Annotated in this window: 21 protein-coding genes; 11 read left to right on the top strand and 10 right to left on the bottom strand. The window is 62.6% G+C overall.

Translation table 11 applies throughout. The features are described 5' to 3' along the window. The 4 genes from ACQZ5H_RS15190 to ACQZ5H_RS15175 all read right to left on the bottom strand — a co-directional run bounded on the left by ACQZ5H_RS15190 (nt 1) and on the right by ACQZ5H_RS15175 (nt 6260). Nucleotides 1-3153 carry an efflux RND transporter permease subunit gene (locus ACQZ5H_RS15190; protein WP_449098215.1) on the bottom strand — a complete coding sequence of 1051 codons (3153 nt, stop codon included), beginning with the start codon at nt 3151-3153 and terminating at the stop codon, nt 1-3. A 40-nt stretch (nt 3154-3193) separates the two neighbouring features. Then, nucleotides 3194-4396 carry an efflux RND transporter periplasmic adaptor subunit gene (locus tag ACQZ5H_RS15185; RefSeq protein ID WP_449098214.1) on the bottom strand — a complete coding sequence of 401 codons (1203 nt, stop codon included), beginning with the start codon at nt 4394-4396 and terminating at the stop codon, nt 3194-3196. A gap of 157 nt (nt 4397-4553) precedes the next feature. Further along, nucleotides 4554-5114 carry a DedA family protein gene (locus ACQZ5H_RS15180; RefSeq protein WP_449098213.1) on the bottom strand — a complete coding sequence of 187 codons (561 nt, stop codon included), beginning with the start codon at nt 5112-5114 and terminating at the stop codon, nt 4554-4556. Nucleotides 5115-5129: 15 nt separating this feature from the next. Next, nucleotides 5130-6260: a calcium:cation antiporter gene (locus ACQZ5H_RS15175; protein ID WP_112711137.1), complete on the bottom strand. Its 1131-nt coding sequence runs from the start codon at nt 6258-6260 to the stop codon at nt 5130-5132. A gap of 249 nt (nt 6261-6509) precedes the next feature. Here ACQZ5H_RS15175 and ACQZ5H_RS15170 point away from each other — a divergent pair, with 249 nt between their 5' ends. Next, nucleotides 6510-6737, top strand: a complete 228-nt coding sequence (locus ACQZ5H_RS15170) for a helix-turn-helix domain-containing protein (RefSeq protein ID WP_112711136.1) — start codon at nt 6510-6512, stop codon at nt 6735-6737. Between the two features lie 15 nt (nt 6738-6752). Here ACQZ5H_RS15170 and hutC read toward each other — a convergent pair whose 3' ends face one another. Continuing rightward, nucleotides 6753-7508 carry a histidine utilization repressor gene (hutC, locus tag ACQZ5H_RS15165; protein WP_130281490.1) on the bottom strand — a complete coding sequence of 252 codons (756 nt, stop codon included), beginning with the start codon at nt 7506-7508 and terminating at the stop codon, nt 6753-6755. Between the two features lie 175 nt (nt 7509-7683). On the opposite strand from hutC, the gene ACQZ5H_RS15160 reads away from it, so the two are divergent. The 6 genes from ACQZ5H_RS15160 (at nt 7684) to solA (ending at nt 13482) form a co-directional block, all read left to right on the top strand. Beyond that, nucleotides 7684-8523, top strand: coding sequence for a transporter substrate-binding domain-containing protein (locus tag ACQZ5H_RS15160; RefSeq protein ID WP_112711134.1), 840 nt, complete (start codon nt 7684-7686; stop codon nt 8521-8523). Nucleotides 8524-8618: 95 nt separating this feature from the next. Further along, nucleotides 8619-9344 carry an ABC transporter permease gene (locus ACQZ5H_RS15155; protein ID WP_112711133.1) on the top strand — a complete coding sequence of 242 codons (726 nt, stop codon included), beginning with the start codon at nt 8619-8621 and terminating at the stop codon, nt 9342-9344. Then, nucleotides 9344-10048: an ABC transporter permease gene (locus tag ACQZ5H_RS15150; protein ID WP_449098212.1), complete on the top strand. Its 705-nt coding sequence runs from the start codon at nt 9344-9346 to the stop codon at nt 10046-10048. The genes ACQZ5H_RS15155 and ACQZ5H_RS15150 overlap by 1 nt, the downstream gene beginning before the upstream one ends. Before the next feature lie 13 nt (nt 10049-10061). After that, a complete protein-coding gene (locus ACQZ5H_RS15145; RefSeq protein ID WP_449098211.1) occupies nt 10062-10838 on the top strand; it encodes an ABC transporter ATP-binding protein in 777 nt (258 codons plus the stop codon). After that, the gene (locus ACQZ5H_RS15140; protein WP_449098210.1) at nt 10835-12322 is read left to right on the top strand and encodes an HAL/PAL/TAL family ammonia-lyase; all 1488 of its coding nucleotides are present in this window, start codon (nt 10835-10837) and stop codon (nt 12320-12322) included. The genes ACQZ5H_RS15145 and ACQZ5H_RS15140 overlap by 4 nt, the downstream gene beginning before the upstream one ends. 17 nt (nt 12323-12339) lie before the next feature. Beyond that, nucleotides 12340-13482 (top strand): N-methyl-L-tryptophan oxidase, encoded by a 1143-nt coding sequence (gene solA, locus ACQZ5H_RS15135; protein WP_449098209.1) that lies wholly within the window; start codon nt 12340-12342, stop codon nt 13480-13482. 34 nt (nt 13483-13516) lie between these two features. Here the strand turns inward: solA and ACQZ5H_RS15130 are convergent, their stop codons facing one another. Beyond that, on the bottom strand, nt 13517-14077 hold the full coding sequence (locus tag ACQZ5H_RS15130) for a DUF308 domain-containing protein (protein WP_449098208.1): 561 nt from the start codon (nt 14075-14077) through the stop codon (nt 13517-13519). Between the two features lie 126 nt (nt 14078-14203). Here ACQZ5H_RS15130 and ACQZ5H_RS15125 point away from each other — a divergent pair, with 126 nt between their 5' ends. Then, on the top strand, nt 14204-14782 hold the full coding sequence (locus tag ACQZ5H_RS15125; protein ID WP_449098207.1) for a TetR/AcrR family transcriptional regulator: 579 nt from the start codon (nt 14204-14206) through the stop codon (nt 14780-14782). Between the two features lie 71 nt (nt 14783-14853). Here the strand turns inward: ACQZ5H_RS15125 and yghU are convergent, their stop codons facing one another. From yghU to ACQZ5H_RS15105, 4 genes are all read right to left on the bottom strand, one after another. Continuing rightward, a complete protein-coding gene (yghU, locus tag ACQZ5H_RS15120; RefSeq protein ID WP_449098206.1) occupies nt 14854-15747 on the bottom strand; it encodes a glutathione-dependent disulfide-bond oxidoreductase in 894 nt (297 codons plus the stop codon). Nucleotides 15748-15806: 59 nt separating this feature from the next. Next, nucleotides 15807-16469 (bottom strand): HAD-IA family hydrolase, encoded by a 663-nt coding sequence (locus ACQZ5H_RS15115; protein ID WP_449098205.1) that lies wholly within the window; start codon nt 16467-16469, stop codon nt 15807-15809. A gap of 37 nt (nt 16470-16506) precedes the next feature. After that, nucleotides 16507-17289, bottom strand: coding sequence for a pyrroline-5-carboxylate reductase (locus tag ACQZ5H_RS15110; RefSeq protein WP_449098204.1), 783 nt, complete (start codon nt 17287-17289; stop codon nt 16507-16509). Nucleotides 17290-17401: 112 nt separating this feature from the next. After that, on the bottom strand, nt 17402-18091 hold the full coding sequence (locus ACQZ5H_RS15105; protein WP_112711123.1) for a FadR/GntR family transcriptional regulator: 690 nt from the start codon (nt 18089-18091) through the stop codon (nt 17402-17404). A 165-nt stretch (nt 18092-18256) separates the two neighbouring features. Here ACQZ5H_RS15105 and ACQZ5H_RS15100 point away from each other — a divergent pair, with 165 nt between their 5' ends. From ACQZ5H_RS15100 to ACQZ5H_RS15090, 3 genes are all read left to right on the top strand, one after another. Further along, nucleotides 18257-19051 (top strand): transporter substrate-binding domain-containing protein, encoded by a 795-nt coding sequence (locus ACQZ5H_RS15100; RefSeq protein WP_449098203.1) that lies wholly within the window; start codon nt 18257-18259, stop codon nt 19049-19051. 71 nt (nt 19052-19122) lie between these two features. Continuing rightward, nucleotides 19123-19797 carry an amino acid ABC transporter permease gene (locus ACQZ5H_RS15095; RefSeq protein WP_449098202.1) on the top strand — a complete coding sequence of 225 codons (675 nt, stop codon included), beginning with the start codon at nt 19123-19125 and terminating at the stop codon, nt 19795-19797. Then, nucleotides 19794-20531 (top strand): amino acid ABC transporter ATP-binding protein, encoded by a 738-nt coding sequence (locus ACQZ5H_RS15090; protein WP_210341133.1) that lies wholly within the window; start codon nt 19794-19796, stop codon nt 20529-20531. Before ACQZ5H_RS15095 ends, ACQZ5H_RS15090 begins: the two co-directional genes overlap by 4 nt. Nucleotides 20532-20559 lie beyond the last annotated feature (28 nt).

Here is a 20559-nt window from a genome sequence, read left to right as displayed (position 1 = left end):
TCATTCCGCTGCCTGAGGCGCCGGGTTTGCCCGGCGCTTTCTGTATTCCTCGAACCGCTGCAGCACGACATAGAAGGACGGCACGAAGAGGACGGCGAGGCAGGTCGAGGCAATCATGCCGCTGAAGACCGAGATGCCGATCGACTTGCGGGCAGATGCGCCGGCGCCGCTTGCCAGCACCAGCGGCACGACGCCGAGGATGAAGGCGAAGGATGTCATCAGGATCGGGCGGAAGCGCAGTCGGGCAGCCTCCACCGCCGCCTCCAGGATTTCCATGCCCTCGGCGCGCTTCTCACGCGCATATTCGACGATCAGGATCGCATTCTTCGAGGCAAGCGCGATCAGCAGGATGAGGCCGATCTGGGTGTAGAGGTTGTTGGCGACGCCGGCAGCACTCAAGGCCCCGACGGTGCCAAGCAGCGCCAGCGGCACGGCAAGCAGGACGGCGAGCGGCAGGATCCAGCTTTCATATTGCCCGGCCAGCACGAAATAGACGAGCAGCATGGCGAGACCAAAAACGAAATAGATCTGCGTGCCGACGGCCTTCTCCTGATAGGAGAGCGCCGTCCATTCGAAACCCGCTCCTGGCGGCAGGGTGCGATCGGCAATCTGTTCCATGACGTCGAGCGCCTGGCCGGAGCTGAAGCCAGCTGCAGAGCCGCCGACGATCGTTGCTGTCGGGTAGAGATTGTAAAGGCTGATCAGCGACGGCCCCTGAACGCTCTTCACGTCGACGACGGTGCCGAGCGGCACCATCGTGCCGTCGCCCGCCCTGACGCTGAGGTTGCGGATATCCTCGGGACGAATGCGGAATTCGGGTGCCGCCTGCGCATAGACCTGGAAGGTGCGACCGAACTTGTTGAACTGGGTGATGTAGCTCGAGCCGACATAACCTGAGAGCGCCGAGAAAACCTGGCCGGTGGTGATGCCAAGCGTTTCCGCCTTGATGCGGTCGACCGAGACCGAAAGCTGCGGCACGCCGGCGCGGAACGAGGTGCTGAGCCGCTGCAGCGAGGATTGCGCATTGCCGTTCTTGACGATCGCATCGGCTGTGGCCTGTAGCAGTGGAAAGTCGAAATTGCCGTTGCGGATCTCGACTTGCATGGTGAAGCCATTGGCATTGCCGATGCCCTGGATCGGCGGCGGCACGACGACCAGCGTCTTCGCCTTCAGGACATCGGACAGCGCGCCGTTCAGGTGCTCGTAGATCGAGAAAAGGTCCTGGCCCTTTTCCTTGCCCCTGACGTCCCAATCCTTGAGGACGACATAGGCGACACCGGCATTCGGCAGGCTGGCGCTGTTGTCGAGAATGGAAATGCCGCTGATCGTCAGCACCTGATCGACGCCCGGCGTCTGCTGCGCGATCTTGCCAACTTCGGCCATCACCTCGTCGGTGCGCTCCTTCGAAGCGCCATCGGGCAGCTGGGCGCTGATCAGCACGTAACCCTGGTCCTCGAGCGGCAGGAATGCCGTCGGCAGCCTGGTGAGGCCCCAGATGGCGACGCCCATCAGGACGAGGGCGGCGAGAACGGCAAGGCCGCTGCGATGGACCATGCCGCCGATCAGCCGGGTATAGCCGTGTTCGGCCTTGTCATAGACCTTGTTGAAGCCGCGATAGAAGACATTGCGCTTTTCCGGCGGTACCGGCGGGCGCAGCCAGAGGGCGCACTGCGTCGGCTTCAGCGTCATGGCATTGATGGCGCTGATCAGCGCCGTGGCGGCGATGACGAGCGCGAATTGCTTGTAGAGCTGACCGGTGAGGCCGGGAAGGAAGGCGGCGGGAATGAAGACCGCCATCAGCACCAGCGTGATGCCGATGACCGGGCCGAACAGCTCGTCCATCGCCTTCTCGGCCGCCTTCCTGCCGGACATTCCCTGCTCGATATGGCGCGCCACGCCCTCGACGATGACGATCGCGTCGTCGACGACGATGCCGATCGCCAGCACGATGGCGAAGAGGGTGGAGAGATTGACCGTGAAGCCGAGTGCAGCCATCGCCGCGAAGGCGCCGATGATGGTGACCGGAACCGTGGTTGCCGGAACCAGCATCGCCCGCCAGTCCTGCAGGAAGACGAGGATGACGATCAGCACGAGCACACCGGCCTCGATCAGCGTCACGTAGACTTCGTCGATCGAGGCGGTCACGAATTTCGTCGTGTCGAAGGGGACGTCATAGGCAAGGCCCGGCGGAAAGCTCTTGGAGAGCTCGGCCATCTTGGCCGCGACGTCCTTGGCAACGGTGATCGCATTGGCTTCCGGCAATTGGAAAACGCCGATGCCGGCGGCCGGACGGCCGTTCTGCATAAAGGACTGGCTGTAGGTCTGGGCGCCGAGTTCGACGCGGCCGATATCGCGGACGCGGGTGATCCGTCCGCCATTCTGGTCGTCCACCTTGACGATGATGTTCTCGTAATCGGCCGCCTCGTTGAGCCGTCCGTTGACGTTCAATGTATATTGGAAATCCTGCCCCGCGGGCACCGGTGGAATGCCGATCTGGCCAGCCGTCACCTCCTGGCTCTGCTGCTGCACGACATTGATCACGTCCTGCGGCGTCATCCCCCGCGCTTTCAGGAGCTCGGGATTCATCCAGATGCGCATCGCATACTGGCCGGCGCCGAACACCGAGACATTGCCGACGCCGGGCAAGCGGGCGAGTTCGTTCTGCAGGTTGATGACGGCGTAGTTGGACAGGAACAGGCTGTCGTAACGGCTGTCAGGGGAGGTGAGGCTGACGAATTCGAGGATCGAGGTCGATTTCTTCTGCGTCGTGACGCCCTGGAGCTGAACGGCGTCGGGCAGCGAAGACATGGCGATCGCCACGCGGTTCTGCACCAGAACCTGCGCCTGATCCGGATCGGTGCCGATCGCGAAGGTCACCGTCAGCGAATAGGTGCCGTCGCTGGCGCTGGTCGACTGCATGTAGAGCATGTTCTGCACGCCGTTGACCTGCTGCTCGATCGGCAGCGCCACGGTATCGACGAGCGTCTTGGCGCTGGCGCCCGGATAGCGCGTCGTCACCTGCACCGTCGGCGGCACGACATTCGGATATTGCGCGACCGGCAGCTGGAAGAGCGCAACGGCGCCGATCAGCACGAAGACCAGCGCCAGGACATTGGCGAGAACCGGCCGCTCGATGAAGAAGCGGGAGATCATGCGCGCCTCCCGGGAATATCAGCCGAAGGAGGGCGGGGGCTCATTGGGCACCGGCCTGGGGCGCCGCTGCCCCGGAGGCGTCAGCCGTTGCCGGTATCTCCATCGTCGCCTTCTCGGGCGCCACCTTGTTGCCTGGAACGGCCTGCTGGAAACCCTCGGTGACGACCCAATCCTCGGCGCTGAGTCCGGATTCGATGACGCGCAGGCGTCCCTCGCTCTGGCCTGTCTTCACTAGCCGCTGCTCGACAGTTTCGTCCTTGCCGACGACGAGCACGTAATTGCCCTGCTGGTTGATGCCGATCGCGTCGTCACGCACCAGAAGCGCCTTGTCCTCATGCCCGACGGGTACGCGCACGCGCACGAACAGCCCGGGCAGCAGCGCCCGATCCTTGTTCTCCACGACGCCGCGAACCGCCAGTGTCCCGGTCGAGGCGTCAACCTGTGGGGCGGCATAATCGAGGTGGCCCTTGAAGGGATAATCGGTCTCGCCCTGCAGGCCCATTTCGATCGGGATGTTGGGAAGATCGGTCTGCTTGAAGGTATGGCCCTGCGCCGCAAGCTCGCGCTTGATCATCAGCACCTGGCTCTCGCTGACATTGAAATTGGCATAGAGCGGATCGAGCTGGACGATGGTCGCGAGCGTCGTCGGCCCGGAGACGCCGACCAGCGTGCCGATCTCGACGAGATGCGCGGTGACCGTGCCGTCGAACGGGGCGGTGACGGTCGTGTAGCCGAGATTGATCTTTGCCAGTTCGAGGCTCGCCTGGGCGTTCAGGATGGTGGCATTCGCCTGGTCGAGCGTCGCCTTGGCGTTGTCGAGCGCTGTCTGCGTGCCGACTTTCTGGGCGCTCAGATTGACCTGGCGCGTATATTCCTGATTGGCGCCGACCTGTGCGGCCTGGGCCGAGGTCAGCGTCGCCTGCGCCTGATCGAGCTGCGCCTGATAGGTGTTGCTCTGGATGCCGAAGAGCTTGTCGCCGGCTTTGACCGCCGTGCCGTCGCGATAGTCGATCGTTTCGACGAAGCCCTGGACACGCGCCTCGATATCGACCGACTTGAAAGCGGCGGTATTGCCGGTCAGCTCGAAATATTTGGTGACGTTCTGCTGCAGCGGCTGCGCCATGCGCACCTTGGCGGGCGGTGGCTCGACATAGGTGTTGCCGTTGCCGTCACAGGCGGTAAGCCCGGCCGCACACAGGAGCGCGGCAAGCAGATGAAAACCCTGAGACCCTCCCTCACGCACCCTGTCACCTCATAATCAACGAGCTGCAGTCCCTATGCGCGTCCCCGGCAACCTAAGGGTTGCAAGGTTCAAAGCTATCACAATATGAAGCCGTATTTTTCAGAATTGCAATAGCCCGCTATCGATGCTGCTAACATGGCGGGCTAAGGCGAATGGGCTAGGCGGCGCGGAGCCTCCGATAGGTGAATGCGCCGCCGATCAGCAGGGCCGCCGCTGCCACGATGGCAACGAGAACGTGCCGGTGCAGCGGCAGGTGGCCGAAGATCTGCTCGATGCCCTGTCCGAAGAGATAACCGATGGCGGTGAACAGCGTCCCCCAGATGATGGCGGCGACCGCGTTGACGGCCATGAAGGTGGCGGTCGGGACATTCGACATGCCGATCGCAACCGGGCTGATCGTGCGCAGGCCATAGACGAAGCGGAAGGCGAAGATGAAGCCGGCGGGATAGCGCTCGAGAAGCCTGTTGGCGCGCTGGAAGGCCGGTTGATCGACGAACTTGCGGATGCGCGACCAGCGCCGCGCGTGGCGGCCGGTGAAGAAGAACAGCTGGTCGGCGATGAAGGACCCGGCGGCCGCGGCTGCTGCCGCTTCCCAATAGGTCATCAGGTGGCGATGGGCGAAGACGCCGCCGAGAATGACCATGGTTTCCCCCTCGATGCCGGCACCGAGAAAGACGGCCAGCAGGCCGTATTTCGCAATCAGAAGCTCAAGGGTCATGGTCGCTGGCTCCGGTCACGGCTGGAAGATCAGCAGAACATAGGCAAGGAAAAGCACCAGATGAACGGCGCCCTGCATCATATGCGTGCGGCCGCTGGCGAAGGTGATCATGCTGACGGCCAATGTCAAAGTCAGCATCACCAGATCGGTGCCTTCCAGGCCAAGCCTGATCGGATGGCTGGAAATATGGGCAACCAGCAGCATGGCCGGTACCGTCAGGCCGATGGTCGAGAGCACCGAGCCCAGGAATATGTTGACCGAGCGCTGCAGGTTGTTGGCGATCGAGGCGCGGACGGCGCTCAGCGCCTCGGGCGTTGCGACAAGCACGGCCATGATGATGCCGCCGATGGCTGCGGGCGCATGCACCGTCTCGATGATGTAGTCGATCGGCCGGGCCAGCTGTTCGACCAGGAAGACGACGGGCACCATATAGGCGAAGAGCAGCAGGGCATGGAGCAGGATCGCGCCCTTCCGCAGTGGTGCGCGATGCTTCGGCTGCCCCGCTTCGCCCTCTTCGCTGAAATAGCGGTGATGGCGACCTGCCTGCAGCATTAGGAAGATGCTGTAGAGGCCGACCGAAATGACCACCAGGATCATCTGCCGCGGTGTCGACGCCTGGCTGCCGTCGGCATGGATAAAGCTCGGCAGGATCAGGCTGAGTGCTGCCAGCGGCACGATCAGGCCGAGATAGGCGTTGGCGCCCTGCATGTTGTGCTGCTGCTCCGGCCGCCGCCACCCGCCGACCAGCAGCGACAGACCGACCATGCCGTTCAGGATGATCATGACCACGGCAAAGAGCGTGTCGCGGGCAAGCGTCGGGTTGTTGGCGCCGTGGATCATCACCGCGGAAATCGCCATGACCTCGATCGAGGTGATCGCCAGCGTCAGGATCAGCGTGCCGTAGGGTTCGCCAAGCTGTTCGGCGAGATGATCGGCATGGCGGACGACCGAAAGCGCCGAGCCGAGCACTGCGGCAAAGATCCAGAGAAAGATGACGGCAAACCAGGCCGGGTTTGTCAAATGGTCGAACAGCGCGTCTTCGAAGAGCAGGATGATGGCGCTGGTGACGAGCCCGATGCCCAGAAACCATTCCTCGCGCACGAGCCGCGCGATGCCGAAAGAGGGGACGGCCAGACTGTTGGTCATGACGGCAGCCCTGTTGGAAGATCCCGCCGCCGAATATGCATCAACGCCATCGCATCCCCCAACTCTTCGGCGGCTCCTCCCGCCGGCAGGAGCGTACACGTCTTTGCGATCTTCGGCGAGGGTGCGTGCCGAAGAGGGACAATCCGGCATCCAGACCGGCGTGGCGGTCATGTTCTTGTGACCAGCGCCAGCGCTTGGGAACCGCAGGCCATCGTCCGCGTTTCTCCGCAGCCGACAGGAGATCCATCAATGAACATGGCCGCCAATATCAGCGAATTTAAGAGTGTAACAGCTGTCCCGGTGCTGCTTGCCGAAGCGCGCCGCAGCAAGGGCTATTCCCTAGACGACATGGCCGAAACATCCGGTCTGACCGTCAGCGAGATCGTGGCGCTGGAAAGCGGCAAGGATCAGGACCGGCAGCATATTCGCCGCATGGGCTCAGCACTCGGACTGCCGCTGGCCGCTCTTGGCATTTGAATGTTCCATATACAACTAGCCGGTCGGCAAGATGCCGCTGCGGCTTTCCAGGCGGTAGCGATGACCGGGATAGACGATGCGGGCCGTCGATACGACTCGCCGGCCCGACCATGTGCGGCGACGGATCGTCAGGCACGGTTCGGTCTTCAGGATCATCAGCAGCTTGCATTCCCAGGGAAGCGGAACTGTCGCTTCGACGACATGTTCGGACCCGCTCAAGGGCGCGATCGCCGATAGATAGGCGTTCGGCGTGATCACCGAAAAATCCTGGTCCAGATAGTCGGGCGCGACCTCGGGATGAACGTAGCGATCCTCGATCTGGACCGGCACGCCGTCCTCGCTGTGAACGATCAGCGAGTGGAAAACGGCCGAGCCGATTTCCAGTCCGAGCGCATCAGCGACATCAGGCGAAGCGGAGGCTCTGGCCAGGGAAACCACTGTCGCCTCGTGCAAATGGCCGCGTTCGGCGATCTCTTCGGCGATGTTGCGGACTTCGAAAAGCGCCGATACGCCCTTGCGTTCGGCAACGAACGAGCCGACGCCCTGGATGCGGATCAGCTCGCCCTCATTGGCAAGCTCGCGCAGCGCCCGGTTGGCGGTCATCTTGCTTACGCCGAGTTCCAGTACCAGCTCGTTTTCTGAGGGCACGCGATATTTCGGCGGCCATTCTCCACTATGGATTCTGTCCAGAATGATCTGTTTGACGCCTGCGTAGAGCGGCGTAGCGTCATTGGCTGCCAGCTCTTTTTTCATCTCGCCGCTGCGTTTCATTGCCTAATCCCCGGGCACGATGATCAATCGCCAAAAATCTAAACTTAATTCTTGCATAACACAAATTTTTTCATATGGTACCATATACAACTTCCGCTGCTGATGCTGACGGAGGCAAGCCGGCGAAGATCGGTGGGTGACGACAAGTCAAAGCGAGCTTCAGAGGAGTAACACAATGAAATTCCATCATACCATTCTTGCGGGTGCGGCCATCGCGGCAGCGCTCTCCGCTCCGGTCATGGCAAAGGACTGGAAGACGGCGACCATTACGCTTGAGGGCGCTTACGCCCCCTGGAACATGACCAATGCAGACGGCACGCTCGGCGGCTTCGAGCCGGAGCTTGCCAAGGTGCTTTGCGAACGCGCCAAAATCGAGTGCAAGCTGGTTGCTTCCGATTGGGACGGCATGATCCCGGCGCTGAACGCCGGCAAGTTCGACGTGATCATGGATGCCCTCTCGATCACCGACGAGCGCAAGAAGATCATTGATTTCACCGTTCCCTATGCTGCGACGCCCGCAGCCTTCGCAACGGCCAAGGACAGCCCCCTTGCCAACGCGGCCGGAACCGGCGCCGTGATCAAGATGACGCCCGGCCAGACCGGCGTGAAGGAAATCGAAGCCCTCAAGGAAGCCTTCAAGGGCAAGACGATCGGCATCCAGGCGGCAACCGTCTATGCCAAGTTCGTCTATGACAATTTCGGTTCGATCGCCGAAGTCCGTGAATACAAGACCGGCGCCGATCGCGATCTCGACCTGCAGAACGGCCGTATCGACCTCGGCTTCGACGATGCCGTCTATTTCAACAATGCCTTTGCATCCGCAAACGACACGCTGGCCTTCACCGGCCCTGAGATCGCCGGCTCCATCTGGGGCGAAGGCGAAGGACTTGGCGTGCGCAAGGAAGATACCGACCTGCGCGACAAGCTCAGCGAAGCCATCAAGTCGGCGCTTGCCGACGGCACCGTCAAGAACCTCTCGATGAAGTGGTTCAAGGTCGACGTCAGCCCGCAATGATCGCCGGCGGCTGACGCCGCCGCTACGCGGCCTCCGGCGCAAGCCGGAGGTCATCATTGCTGTCTTGCTGCCGTAACGGACGGGGGATCGGACCTATGGCAACCCTGGGACTCCTGGGCTTTGGTGAAAATGGATGGGGCGCGCTGCTCCTCGTCGCGACGCTGATGACACTCGCCGTCACCGCGACGGCGCTGTTGATCGGGGCAGTGCTCGGCACGATCATCGCTTCGGCGAAATTGTCCGGCAATTTCCTGCTGGTCACCATCGGCAATATCTATACGACCGTCTTCCGAGGTGTTCCCGAGCTTCTGATCATCTACCTGATCTATTTCGGCGGCTCGTCGGCGGTCACCGCGATCGGTCGGTCGCTGGGCTATGAGGGCTTTCTCGGCCTGCCGTCCTTCGCAGCCGGTGCCCTTGCCGTCGGCATCATTTCCGGCGCCTATCAGGCCGAGGTCTATCGCGGCGCATATCTGGCGATCTCCAAGGGAGAGCTCGAGGCCGCCTCGGCAATCGGCATGCACCGCATGATGCGGCTTCGCCGGATCATCATGCCGCAGGTTCTGCGCTTTGCCATTCCCGGGCTCGGCAATGTCTGGCAGCTGAGCCTGAAGGACTCGGCGCTGATTTCGGTGACCGGTCTCGCGGAGCTGATGCGCACCAGCCAGGTCGCGGCCGGCTCCACGCGTCAGTATTTCCTGTTCTTCATCGCCGGCGGCTTGCTTTACCTGCTGCTGACCAGCCTGTCCGACCGGATCTTCAACGGCGCCGAGCGGCGCGCCAACCGCAGCCTGGCGCCGGCTGCCATGGGGCAGGCGTGATGGATATCGAATTTCTCACATCCACGATGGTCACGCTGCTGAAGGCCGTTCCGACGACCCTCATGCTGTTTTCACTGTCGATCTTTTTCGGCGGTCTGCTGGCCCTCGTCATCGTCTCGATGCGCGTCAGCGGCAATCCGATCCTTTCCGGTTTTGCCAAGGGCTACATCTTCGTGTTCCGCGGCTCGCCGCTGCTGATCCAGATGTTCCTGGTGTTCTACGGGCTGGGTCAGTTCGGCTTCATCCGCTATTCCTTCCTCTGGCCGTTCCTGCGCGAGCCGGTCGTCTGCGCGGTGCTGTCGCTGGCGCTCTGCACTGCCGGATATTCCGCGGAAATCTTCCGCAGCGGCATCCGCGCCGTCTCGCCGAAGGAGATCGAGGCAGCGCGCGCCATCGGCATGTCCGGCTTCCTGATGGTTCGCCGCATCATCGCGCCGATCGCCTTCCGCCACGCGCTGCCGGCCTATTCGACCGAGATCGTGCTGATGATGAAATCGACGGCGCTGGCGAGCCTCGTGACGGTCTGGGAAGTGACGGGCGTCGCACAACGCCTGATCTCGCAGACCTACCGGACGATGGAGGTCTTCCTCTGCGCCGCGCTGATCTATCTCGTCCTGAATTTCCTCATCCTGCAGGCCATGGCCCTGCTCGAATATTCGCTCTCCAAACACCGCCGCGCTGTGCCGCCGGCACTCAAGGCTTAAGGAGCAAATCACCATGCCCGGTGTGACCCGTCTTTCCGTTCGCAACATTCGCAAGAGCTTCGGCACGCATGAGGTTCTGCGCGGTATCTCGCTGGAGGCGCAGGATGGCGATGTGATCTCGCTGCTCGGCGCTTCGGGATCCGGCAAGTCGACCTTCCTGCGCTGCATCAATCTTCTGGAGACCGCCAGCGATGGCGAGATCTGGGTGGATGGCGAGCAGATCCGCATGGTGCACAAGAATGGCCGCGCGCGTCCGGCGAGCCAGAAGCAGGTCGATCATATCCGCTCGGAACTCGGCATGGTGTTCCAGAGCTTCAATCTCTGGTCCCACATGACCATCCTGCAGAATGTCATCGAAGGACCTGTTCACGTTCTCAAGCGCCCCAGGGCGGAGTGCATCGCCGAGGCCGAAGCGCTGCTGGAAAAGGTCGGCATCGCCGACAAGCGCCATGCCTATCCGGCCCATCTTTCGGGTGGCCAGCAGCAGCGCGCCGCGATTGCACGGGCGCTTGCCATGAAGCCGAAGGTCATGCTCTTCGACGAGCCGACCTCGGCGCTCGACCCGGAACTGGTCGGCGAAGTTCTCCGCGTCATGCGCGCGCTCGCCGAAGAGGGGATGACGATGCTGGTCGTCACCCATGAAATGAGCTTTGCCCGCAACGTTTCCAACCGCGTCGTCTTCATGCGCGAGGGGCTGGTGGAAAGCAGCGGTTCGCCGGAGGATATGTTCGGCAGCGGCGCAACACCCGCCTTCCGCCAGTTCATCGGTCACTTCGGAACCGGGCAATGAGCATCGTCGTTGCAGACCGCCTTTCATGGCGGGACGTCGCCAGGGTCGGGGACGGGGAGACGCTGTCCGTCTCGAAGGAAGCCGCAGCGCGGCTTGCCAATGCCAGCGCGATCGTCGAAAGCATCGTTGCGGCGGGAACCCGCGCCTATGGCATCAATACCGGCGTCGGCGCGCTTTCCGATACGGTCGTCGACCGGCAATCGCAGAGCCGTTTGTCCAGAAACATCATCCTGAGCCACGCCTGCGGTGTTGGCCCGCTGCTGGCACCACGCGAAGTCCGCGCCATCATCACCGCGCAGATCGCCAATTTCGCCCATGGGCATTCGGGTGTCCGTCCGGAGATCGTCGCTACGCTGGCCGCGTTTCTCGAGCATGATTGCATCCCCGAAGTGCCCTCGAAGGGATCGGCGGGCTATCTGACCCATAATGCCCATACCGCGCTGGTGCTGATCGGCGAGGGCCATGCGACGGTCGCGGGTGAGCGCAAGACCGGACGCGAGGCGCTTGCCGCGATCGGGCTTCAGCCCCTGGTGCTACGCGCCAAGGAAGGCCTGAGCCTCGTCAACGGAACGGCCTGTGCGACTGGCCTGCTCTCTGTCGCTCTCGGCCGCGCCGAGCGTCTGCTTTCCTGGGCCGATGCAGCGGCCGGTCTGACGCTCGAGGCCGTTGGCTGCCAGATGGCGGCTTTCGATGAGGCCGTTCTGGCGCTGCGGCCATCCAAGGGCATCGCCAAGGTCGGCGCTGGGCTGCGGACTCGCCTTGCTGGTAGCGGCTTGATCGCCAAGGCCGCCGGGAAGCGCACGCAGGATGCACTCAGCCTGCGTGCCGTGCCGCATGCCCATGGCGCTGCCTGGGATGTCTTCGAGCAGACCGGCGCGGTCGCCGATCAAGAACTGGCTTCGGTTACCGATAATCCCGCCGTGTCGGGGACGCCGGAAAATCCTGTCGTTTCTTCCGAGGCACATGCCGTCGCTCCGGCTCTTGCTCTCGCAGCGGACAGCCTCGCAATCGCGCTCGCCCAGCTTTCGGCAATGAGCGAACGCCGGGCAGATCGCCTCGTCAATCCGCTGGTCAGCGGTCTGCCGGCCTTTCTCGCCAGCGACGCCGGCAGCCATTCCGGCTTCATGATCGCTCAATATACCGCAGCGGCGCTCAGCAACGAGAACCGCCGCCTGGCCGCGCCCGCCGCAACGGATGGCGGCATCACCTCGGCTCTGCAGGAGGATTTTCTGGCGCACCCGACGGCGGCGGCAAACAAGCTGCTGGCCATCATCGACAATGCCGAGCATATCCTGGCGATCGAGTTGATGGCGGCAGCCCAGGCACATGATTTCCTGACGGCGAACGGAACGCGCGCCAAGGGAACCGAGGCCATCCATTCGGCCATACGTTCGGTGATTGCCCATTACGAAGATGACCGCCCGCTCGGCGCGGATATCGAGACACTGAAATCCCTGATCGCCGCGCAGATGCCGGCGCAATAATGCGAGAGACGAGAGCGATGCCCGCAGAATTCGATGTTGCCATCATTGGCCTCGGCGCAATGGGCAGTGCTGCCGCGGCCTTCGCCGCCTCGCGCGGCGCCAAGGTGATCGGCATCGAGGCACATTACCCGGCGCATGCGCTAAGCTCTTCGCATGGCGACAGCCGGTTGATCCGGCTCGGCTATTTCGAGGACCCGTCCTATGTGCCGCTGCTGAAGCGCGCCTATGAGAACTGGCGGGCGCTGGAGGCGCGGCTCAGGGAAGAGATCCTGACGGTGACGGGCGTTCTCCAGATCGGCCGTCCCGACAGCAAGATCGTCAGCGGCACGCTCGCCTCCTGCAAGATGCACGGCCTGACGCATGAGCTGCTCGACAAGCACGAAATGGCACGGCGCTATCCGGCCTTTGCGCTCGATGATGACGAGATCGGCCTGCTCGATCCGCAGGGTGGCTATATCCGCCCGGAAGCGGCGATCATGGGCTTTCTCAAGCTTGCGGCTGGTGATGGCGCCGAACTGCATTTCGGCGAACGGGTCGAGGCCATTTCGCCGGATGCGGACGGCGTCACCGTCGTCTCGGCCAATGGCCGCTACCGCGCTAGAAAGGTGATCGTCGCGACGGGAGCGTGGATTGCCGAACTCGTTCCGGAACTCGTCTCGAAAGCGCAGCCGATCCGTCAGGTCGTCGCCTGGTATCAGCCGGAAGACGGCTTCATCGCCCAGCCGGGCCGGATGACCTGCTTCCTGCGCGACGACGGCGAGAACGGCTCCTTCTTCGGCTTTCCGGCGATCGGCGCCGACGGCGTGAAGATCGGCCGCCACGCGCATTTCCGCGAGCCGATCGACCCCACGCTGCCCAATCCGCCCGTCAACGGCGCCGATACCGAGCTGCTCGACACTTTCGCCCGAAAGCGCCTTCCCAAGGCTGCCTCGCATCGCATCCGCGCCACGACCTGCCGCTACACGATGCTGCCGAGCGAAGACTTCCTCATCGATTTCGTCCCCGGCAATCGCAACGTCGTGGTCTCCTCCGCCTGCTCCGGCCACGGCTTCAAATTCACCAGCGTCATCGGCGAAATCCTTTCGGACCTCGCCCTCGACGGCGGCACCAAACTGCCGACGTCGCTCTTCTCGTTCGAACGGCATTTTCCGAAGGGATGATGGTGCCGCGCTCCAGCCGGCACCATCATCAGCCTCAAGCGCTTGCCTTCTGCCGGTAGGCCGAAACGGTGAGCCAGATGGCCGAGACGAGGAAGTAGAAGGCGCCGAAGGCGGCGTAGGGGGCGATGTCGAGGATCGATGGCGGCATGGAGCCCAGCGACTTGCCGATCATGAATCCACCCGCGAGCGCCGATTGGGCGCCGCTGAGGATCATCGCCCACTGGGCGCCGTATGAACGCCAGCGGCGGACACCCGTATAGAGCTGCAGCAGGCCCGACAGGATCGCCCAGACGCCGAAGACGGCGAGGACCGCGTAGCTGTCCTTCATGACTGCGACGATGACCACGATGGTCATGATCGTGCTGGTCGCGATGTTCAGGCTCTGCGACCTGTTTGCCACCAGGCCGCCATTGGCGCGGGCATCGATCAGATTGGCGAGCGCATCCCAGGCCGGATAGATGACGAGCAGCAAGGCGGCGATGGCCGGCTGGCCTGCCGCCAGGATCGCTGCACCCACCCAGACAACCGAGAAGGCCGCACGGGCGTAATAATAGGACCGCAGCCAGCTCGACTGTGCCGACGATTGAACTTGCATGATAAAATCCTTATGTTGACGCCTCCCTACTAATAGGTAGGCCTATTATGGATGTCAACACATCGTTTCAGCAGGTGGGTGATGGCAGCGTTGACTGGCCATCCTACTAGCAGGTAGGTAATCGGGATGAACCAGATGACGACAGCAGACGCGATCCTCGATCACGCGCAGAAACTGATCGTGGCAGGCGGCTATAACGGCTTCAGCTACGGCGATATTTCAGATGCCATAGGCATCCGCAGGGCGAGCATCCACCACCATTTCCCGACCAAGGCACATCTGGTCTCGGTGCTCGTCGAGCGCTATGTCGGCCAGGCCCGCGAGGGGCTGCAATCGATCAAAACGCATGTCGACGATCCCGCAGCGCAGATCGGCGCCTATCTCGATTACTGGCAGCAATGCGTGACGGATGGTGCTCAGCCCTTCTGCGTCTGCGCCATGCTGGCGAGCGAAATGCAGATGCTGCCGGATGAAGTCGCGGCGCAGGTCCGCCGGCACTTCGCAAACCTCTCGGAGTGGCTGGCGTCGGTGCTACAGTCCGGTGTCGAGAAGGGCGTGCTCCGCCTCAAGGGGTCGCCAGAAGAAGAGGCGCAAATTCTGATGGCGGCGGTTCACGGCGCCTTGCTGTCGGCGCGCGCCTTTGCCGATCCGGATATCTTCCGCGCCATCATGCGCCCGCAGATGGAGCGGCTCGGGCCGCAATAGTACCCGGTTTGATGCCGGCCGGAGAGGCTGTGGCGTCTGCCACGTTCCTCTCCGGCCGGTTATGTCTTCAATCAGGACGAGATCTTGTCGCCGGTCTTGGTCTCGAAGTCGGAGGCGTCATGGCGCTCGCGAAGCTGCTCTGAAGGCTCTCCGAAGACGCGGTTGACCATGCGACCGCGCTTCACGGCGGGGCGGGCAGCGATTTCGGCCGTCCAGCGCTGCACGTTCTTGTAGCTTTCGACTTCGAGGAAGGTGCCGGCTTCGCCATAGGCCTTGCCCTGGGCAAGGTTGCCGTACCACGGCCAGATGGCGATATCGGCGATTGAGTATTCGTCGCCCGACATGTAGCGGTGGGTGCCGAGATGCCGGTCGAGTACGTCGAGCTGGCGCTTGACCTCCATCGAGAAGCGGTCGATCGCATACTGGATGTGGATCGGCGCATAGGCATAGAAATGGCCGAAGCCGCCGCCGAGATAGGGCGCCGAGGCCATCTGCCAGAAGAGCCAGTTCATTGTCTCGGTATGGGCCTTGTGTTCCTGCGGCAGGAAGGCGCCGAACTTGTGGGCGAGATAGAGCAGGATCGAGCCGCTTTCGAAGACGCGGGTCGGTTCGGCCGTCGAGCGGTCGAGAAGTGCCGGGATCTTGGAGTTCGGATTGACCTCGACAAAGCCGGAGCCGAACTGGTCGCCGTCACCGATCTTGATCAGCCATGCGTCATACTCGGCGCCCTTGTGGCCGGCCGCCAGCAGCTCTTCGAGCATGATGGTCACCTTGACGCCGTTCGGCGTTGCCAGCGAATAGAGCTGCAGCGGATGCTTGCCGACCGGAAGCTCTTTGTCATGGGTAGGACCGGCGATCGGCCGGTTGATATTGGCAAACTGGCCGCCATTGCCCTTTTCCCACGTCCAGACCTTGGGAACCTGGTATCCGGCGGGAAAATTGTCGGCTGGATTCTTGTCGCTCATTCTCGCTATCCTCTTGATTTATCGGCACGGACCATAGCGCAGGCCGCCGCCGGGGGCAGTCATTTCTTTTGGACGATCGATATCAGGCCATCGCCGTCTATCGAAGGTTCGACGGACATATAGTCATTGATCGACGGATAATCAGGGAGGTGCAGATCGTGGCCGGCCGCCGTGATCACCATGACGGATGCGCCGGCCGCGGCACCCGCCTGAACGCCGGCTTCGACATCTTCGAAAACCAGGCATTGCGAGGCGGCGACACCGACTTTCTCCGCGCCGAGAATATAGGCCTGCGGATTGGGCTTGCCGACCGAAACATCCTCGCCGGTCACCATGTAGCGCGGGACGGTGAGGCCCGCAGCGGCAAGGCGGCGCAGAGCCAGCGCCTTGGTCGAAGACGTGACGATCGCCCAGCGCTCCGGCGGCAGTGCGGCGAGAAAAGCGGCGGCACCGGGGATTGCGACGACGCCCTCGACATCCACGATCTCGGCCTGCGTGATCTTCTCGGCTTCCGCCTCGGGATCAACACCCGGCAGGCCGAGCTGACGGATGGTGTCGACGCCGCGCTTTCCGTGCATCGTCGGAAGAAACTTCACCGGATCGAGCCCATGGCGCTCCGCCCATGCGCCCCAGACGCGCTCGGCGGCCGCCGTCGAACTCAGGATCGTGCCATCCATATCGAACAGGAATGCCGCAAACTTCTTGCCGGGTTCGGGAAACATCTTGGCTCCTTGAATTGCGTAGAGGGTCCGGGGGATATCACCCGGTGATACGGCCGAGCACGCGATCGAGCGCCTGCGTCAGCGCCGCGGCTCCACCCTTGTCCTTGAAGTCGCGCAGGACCTGCTCGTTCAGCCCGCCCGCGGTTGCGAATTCGCGGCTCATCTCCTGAAAGTCGACGTGGCTTCCGGCAATTACAGCCGTTTCAGACAAGCCCGCAAAGAGTGGCGCGAGATAGGCGCGGCCTTTTTCGGCGGGCAGTCCCTTGGTCTCCAGCCATTCCGTCGTCTGCTGCATGATGCCGAAATAGGTCGCCATCAGCGCACTTGCTGCGGCAAGCAGATCATATTCCTGCTTGGTCTCGCACTCGACGGCATTTCCCGTCAGGTTGAAGATCGCGGCCGTCCGCGGATCCGGCGGGTAGACGGCGGTGACGCCGCTGCGCCTGGCGACGAAGGGCAGGGGGATCGCCTGGGTCAGTCGTACATCGGCACCGATCCAATCCAGAAGCGCGTCGCGCCCTGTCGCGGCGATAACGCTGATGACCGTCTGGCCGTCCCGGAAGCGAAGCGGGCGTACGACTTCCTCGGCGACCTGTGGGCGGATGGCCAGGACGACAGCATCGCAGCTATCGACGATATCCTGATTGTCATCGCTGACACGGACAGCCGGAAAATCGGCGGCAAGCTTGGCGGAAATCGCCGTGCTGCGAGAGGACACTACGGCTTGCACCGCGGCGGCAGGCTCGATCAGAAGACCGCGCACCATCGCGTCGGTGATGGCGCCTGTTCCGATAAAGCCGATGTTCTGCGGGAGGGACATGCTCGTATGCCGTTGTCAGATAACAGGAAATGTCGGCCGCCGAGGACCGGCAGCCGAGGTCGCGCCGGATGCTAGTGAGAAATCCCGGCGGAGACAACCGTATCCGCGCGCTTTACGGATTGAGACCGGCGCAGCGTGCAGTGTTGAGCACGTGGTTTTCCATTTCCTGGCGGGCGCGCACGGCATCGTTGTCGCGCAGGGCCGCAATGATCCGCCGGTGTTCGGCGATCGAGGCCTTCATGCGGGCGGGCTCGGTGATCGGGATCGGCTGGCGCTGCGTCTCCGTCAGTTGTTCGCGAACCACCTGGTAGAGGGCGCGCATCATGGCGTTGCTGCAGGCCGATGCGATGATCGCGTGGAATTCGAGATCGGCCTCGACATTGGCGAGCAGATCCTGCTTCGCCCAGCAATCCTCCATCTGCTTGGTCGCCGCTTCCATCGCCTGCAGTTGGTTGCCGGTCAGCCGCCCAGCGGCCAACGCCGCGATATTACCTTCGAGCATGATGCGGGTCTGGAAGACATCGAAGACCGAGTAGCTGTCGGAGTAGCGCCAGGGCGCCATGCCGCTGTTTGCGGCGCCTCCGCGCTCGGCGACGAAGGTTCCCCGGCCGGCTTCCGTCTTGATGAGGCCGAGCGTTTCAAGCGTCAGCAGCGCCTCGCGCAGCGATGCGCGGCTGATGCCGAGCTTGGTGGAAAACTCGCGCTGGGAGGGGATCTTCTCGCCGGCGGCGAGCTCTCCACTTTGGATCATGTCCTGTATCAGGCGTGCCGCCGATTGCGGTACCAATGTCCTGTTGAGCATTCTTTCCATTCTCTCGGCGTGTCGGGTGAGGCCACCCGGATTGTCCCAGCATTTAAATCCATCAGTCGCTTGCAAATGACAAGAGAGCGTGCTTGATTTGGCCTGACTGGTCAGACCGGTTAGACCAATAGCAAAAATGCGCAATACAAAACAAGGGGAACCTAAATGCGTCGTTTTTCGATTTTGAAGACTGTCATGCTCTCCGGCGTCCTGGCGTTCGCCGGAGCCGCCGCCCATGCCGCCGATCTCTCGGTCGGCGCCAATATCGGTAACGTCCCTTGGGAGTTCCAGGACGAAACCGGCAAGACCGTCGGCTTCGAGGTCGATCTCGTCACCGAGGTCGCCAAGCGCCTCAACAAGTCGGTCGAGTTCGTCAACATTCCTTTCAACGGGCTGTTCTCGGCCGTTCAGTCGGGCCGCATCAACATGGCGGTGTCGTCGATCACCATCACCGAGAAGCGCCTGGAATCGGTCAGCTTCGCCCAGCCCTATTATGACAGCGACCAGTCGCTGACGGTCATGGCCGCGAGCGGCATCAAGGATCTGAAGGGCATGAGCGGCAAGGTCGTCGGCGTCGATACCGGCTCGACCGGCGACATGTGGGCAACCAACAACACCGCCAAGTATAGCCTCGGCGAAATCCGCCGCTTCGACGGCCTGCAGCCGGCGATGCTCGATCTCGCCGCCGGCCGTATCGACGGCTATATCAGCGATATCCCGGCGCTTCAGTATTACGTCAAGGACAAGCCGGAGATCAAAGTCGTCGAGCGCATTCCGACCGGCGAAAAGTATTCGATCATGTTCAACAAGGGCGACCCGCTTGCCAAGCAGGTCAACGACGTGATCACGACGCTGAAGGGCGAGGGCTTCATCGCCAAGCTGCATGAAACCTGGTTCGGCGCCAAGGCCGAAGACACGACCTCGACCGTGAAGGTCGAAGACATGCCTACCGCAAAATAAGGCCGGATGGTCAAGGATACGGATGACGGGTTCGCCCGTCATCCGCCCCGAAACGGCTGATCGGTTTTTCAATGGATATTTTCACGACCTTCTTCAATCTGGCGGTGCTGGAGCGTTCCTTTCCGCTGCTCCTCTCCGGCCTGTGGATCACACTCGAGCTTGGCCTCGTCAGCATCGTCGGCGGCCTCATCGGCGGTCTGATCCTGGCATTGCTGCGTCTTTACGGGCATCCGGTGATCCAGGCGCTCGCCAAGATCTATATCGACATCTTTCGCTCGATCCCGCTGCTCGTTCTGCTGATCGTCATCTACTATGCCCTGCCATTCGTCGGCATCCGGCTCTCGCCCTTCGTCTCGGCAGTCAGCGCGCTGACACTGGTCTCGACGGCTTACACGGCCGAGATCTTCCGCGCCGGCATCGAGGCCATTCCACGCGGCCAGTTCGAGGCATCGGAGGCGCTCGGCCTTTCCTACCGGCACATGATGGCCGAGATCATTCTGCCGCAGGCGGTCAAGATCGTCATACCGCCGCTCACCAACAACTGCATCAACGTCATGAAGGATACTGCGCTCGCCTCCGTGGTGGCGATGCCGGATCTTCTCAAGCAGGCAACCCAGGCCCAGGCGCTGACGGCCAATCCTTCGCCGCTGATCGGCGCCGCCGTCATCTATATCGCCTTCCTCTGGCCGATGGTCAGCATCGTCGCCCGCCTCGAAAGACGCTTCAGTGCAGGGAGGCGCAGATGAAAACCATCGTCAACATCCAGAAGCTCGACAAATCCTACGGCGACTTCCAGGTGCTGCACGGCATCGACCTGTCGATTGCCGAAGGCGAGGTGGTCTGCGTCATTGGCCCATCGGGCTCGGGCAAATCCACCCTGATCCGCTGCATCAATCATCTGGAAAGCTTCTCCAGCGAAAGCCGCATCGAGGTCGACGGCATCAAGGTCGAGCGCGGCCGCAACCTTGCCCGGGTGCGTGCCGAGGTCGGCATGGTCTTCCAGTCGTTCAACCTCTTCCCGCATCTGAGCGTCCTGAAGAACATCATGATCGCGCCGATGCGCGTGCGCGGCACGCCGCCCGACGAAGCGGCCCGCAAGGCAAGGGACTTGCTTGCCCGCGTCGGTATCACCGAGCAGGCCGATAAATATCCGGAGCAGCTGTCCGGCGGCCAGCAGCAGCGCGTAGCGATTGCCCGGGCGCTTGCCATGGAGCCGCGCGTGCTGCTGTTCGACGAGCCGACATCGGCGCTCGACCCGGAAATGGTCGGCGAAGTGCTTGATGTCATGCGCAAGCTTGCCGGCACAGGTGTGACCATGATCGTCGTCACCCACGAGATGGGCTTTGCCCGGCAGGTCGCCGACCGCGTGATCTTCATGGATGGCGGCCGCATCGTCGAGGCCGGCACGCCCGCCGAGATTTTCGACAATCCGCGCGAGGAACGCACGAGAAGCTTCCTGCGCGCCGTTCTCAACCACTGACAAGAAAAGACAAGGTTCCGGAGGACCC

The organism is Rhizobium sp. 21-4511-3d, from assembly GCF_053522545.1.
Note: the sequence above shows the minus strand (reverse complement) of the source record. Positions and strands in the feature narration are given on the sequence as shown.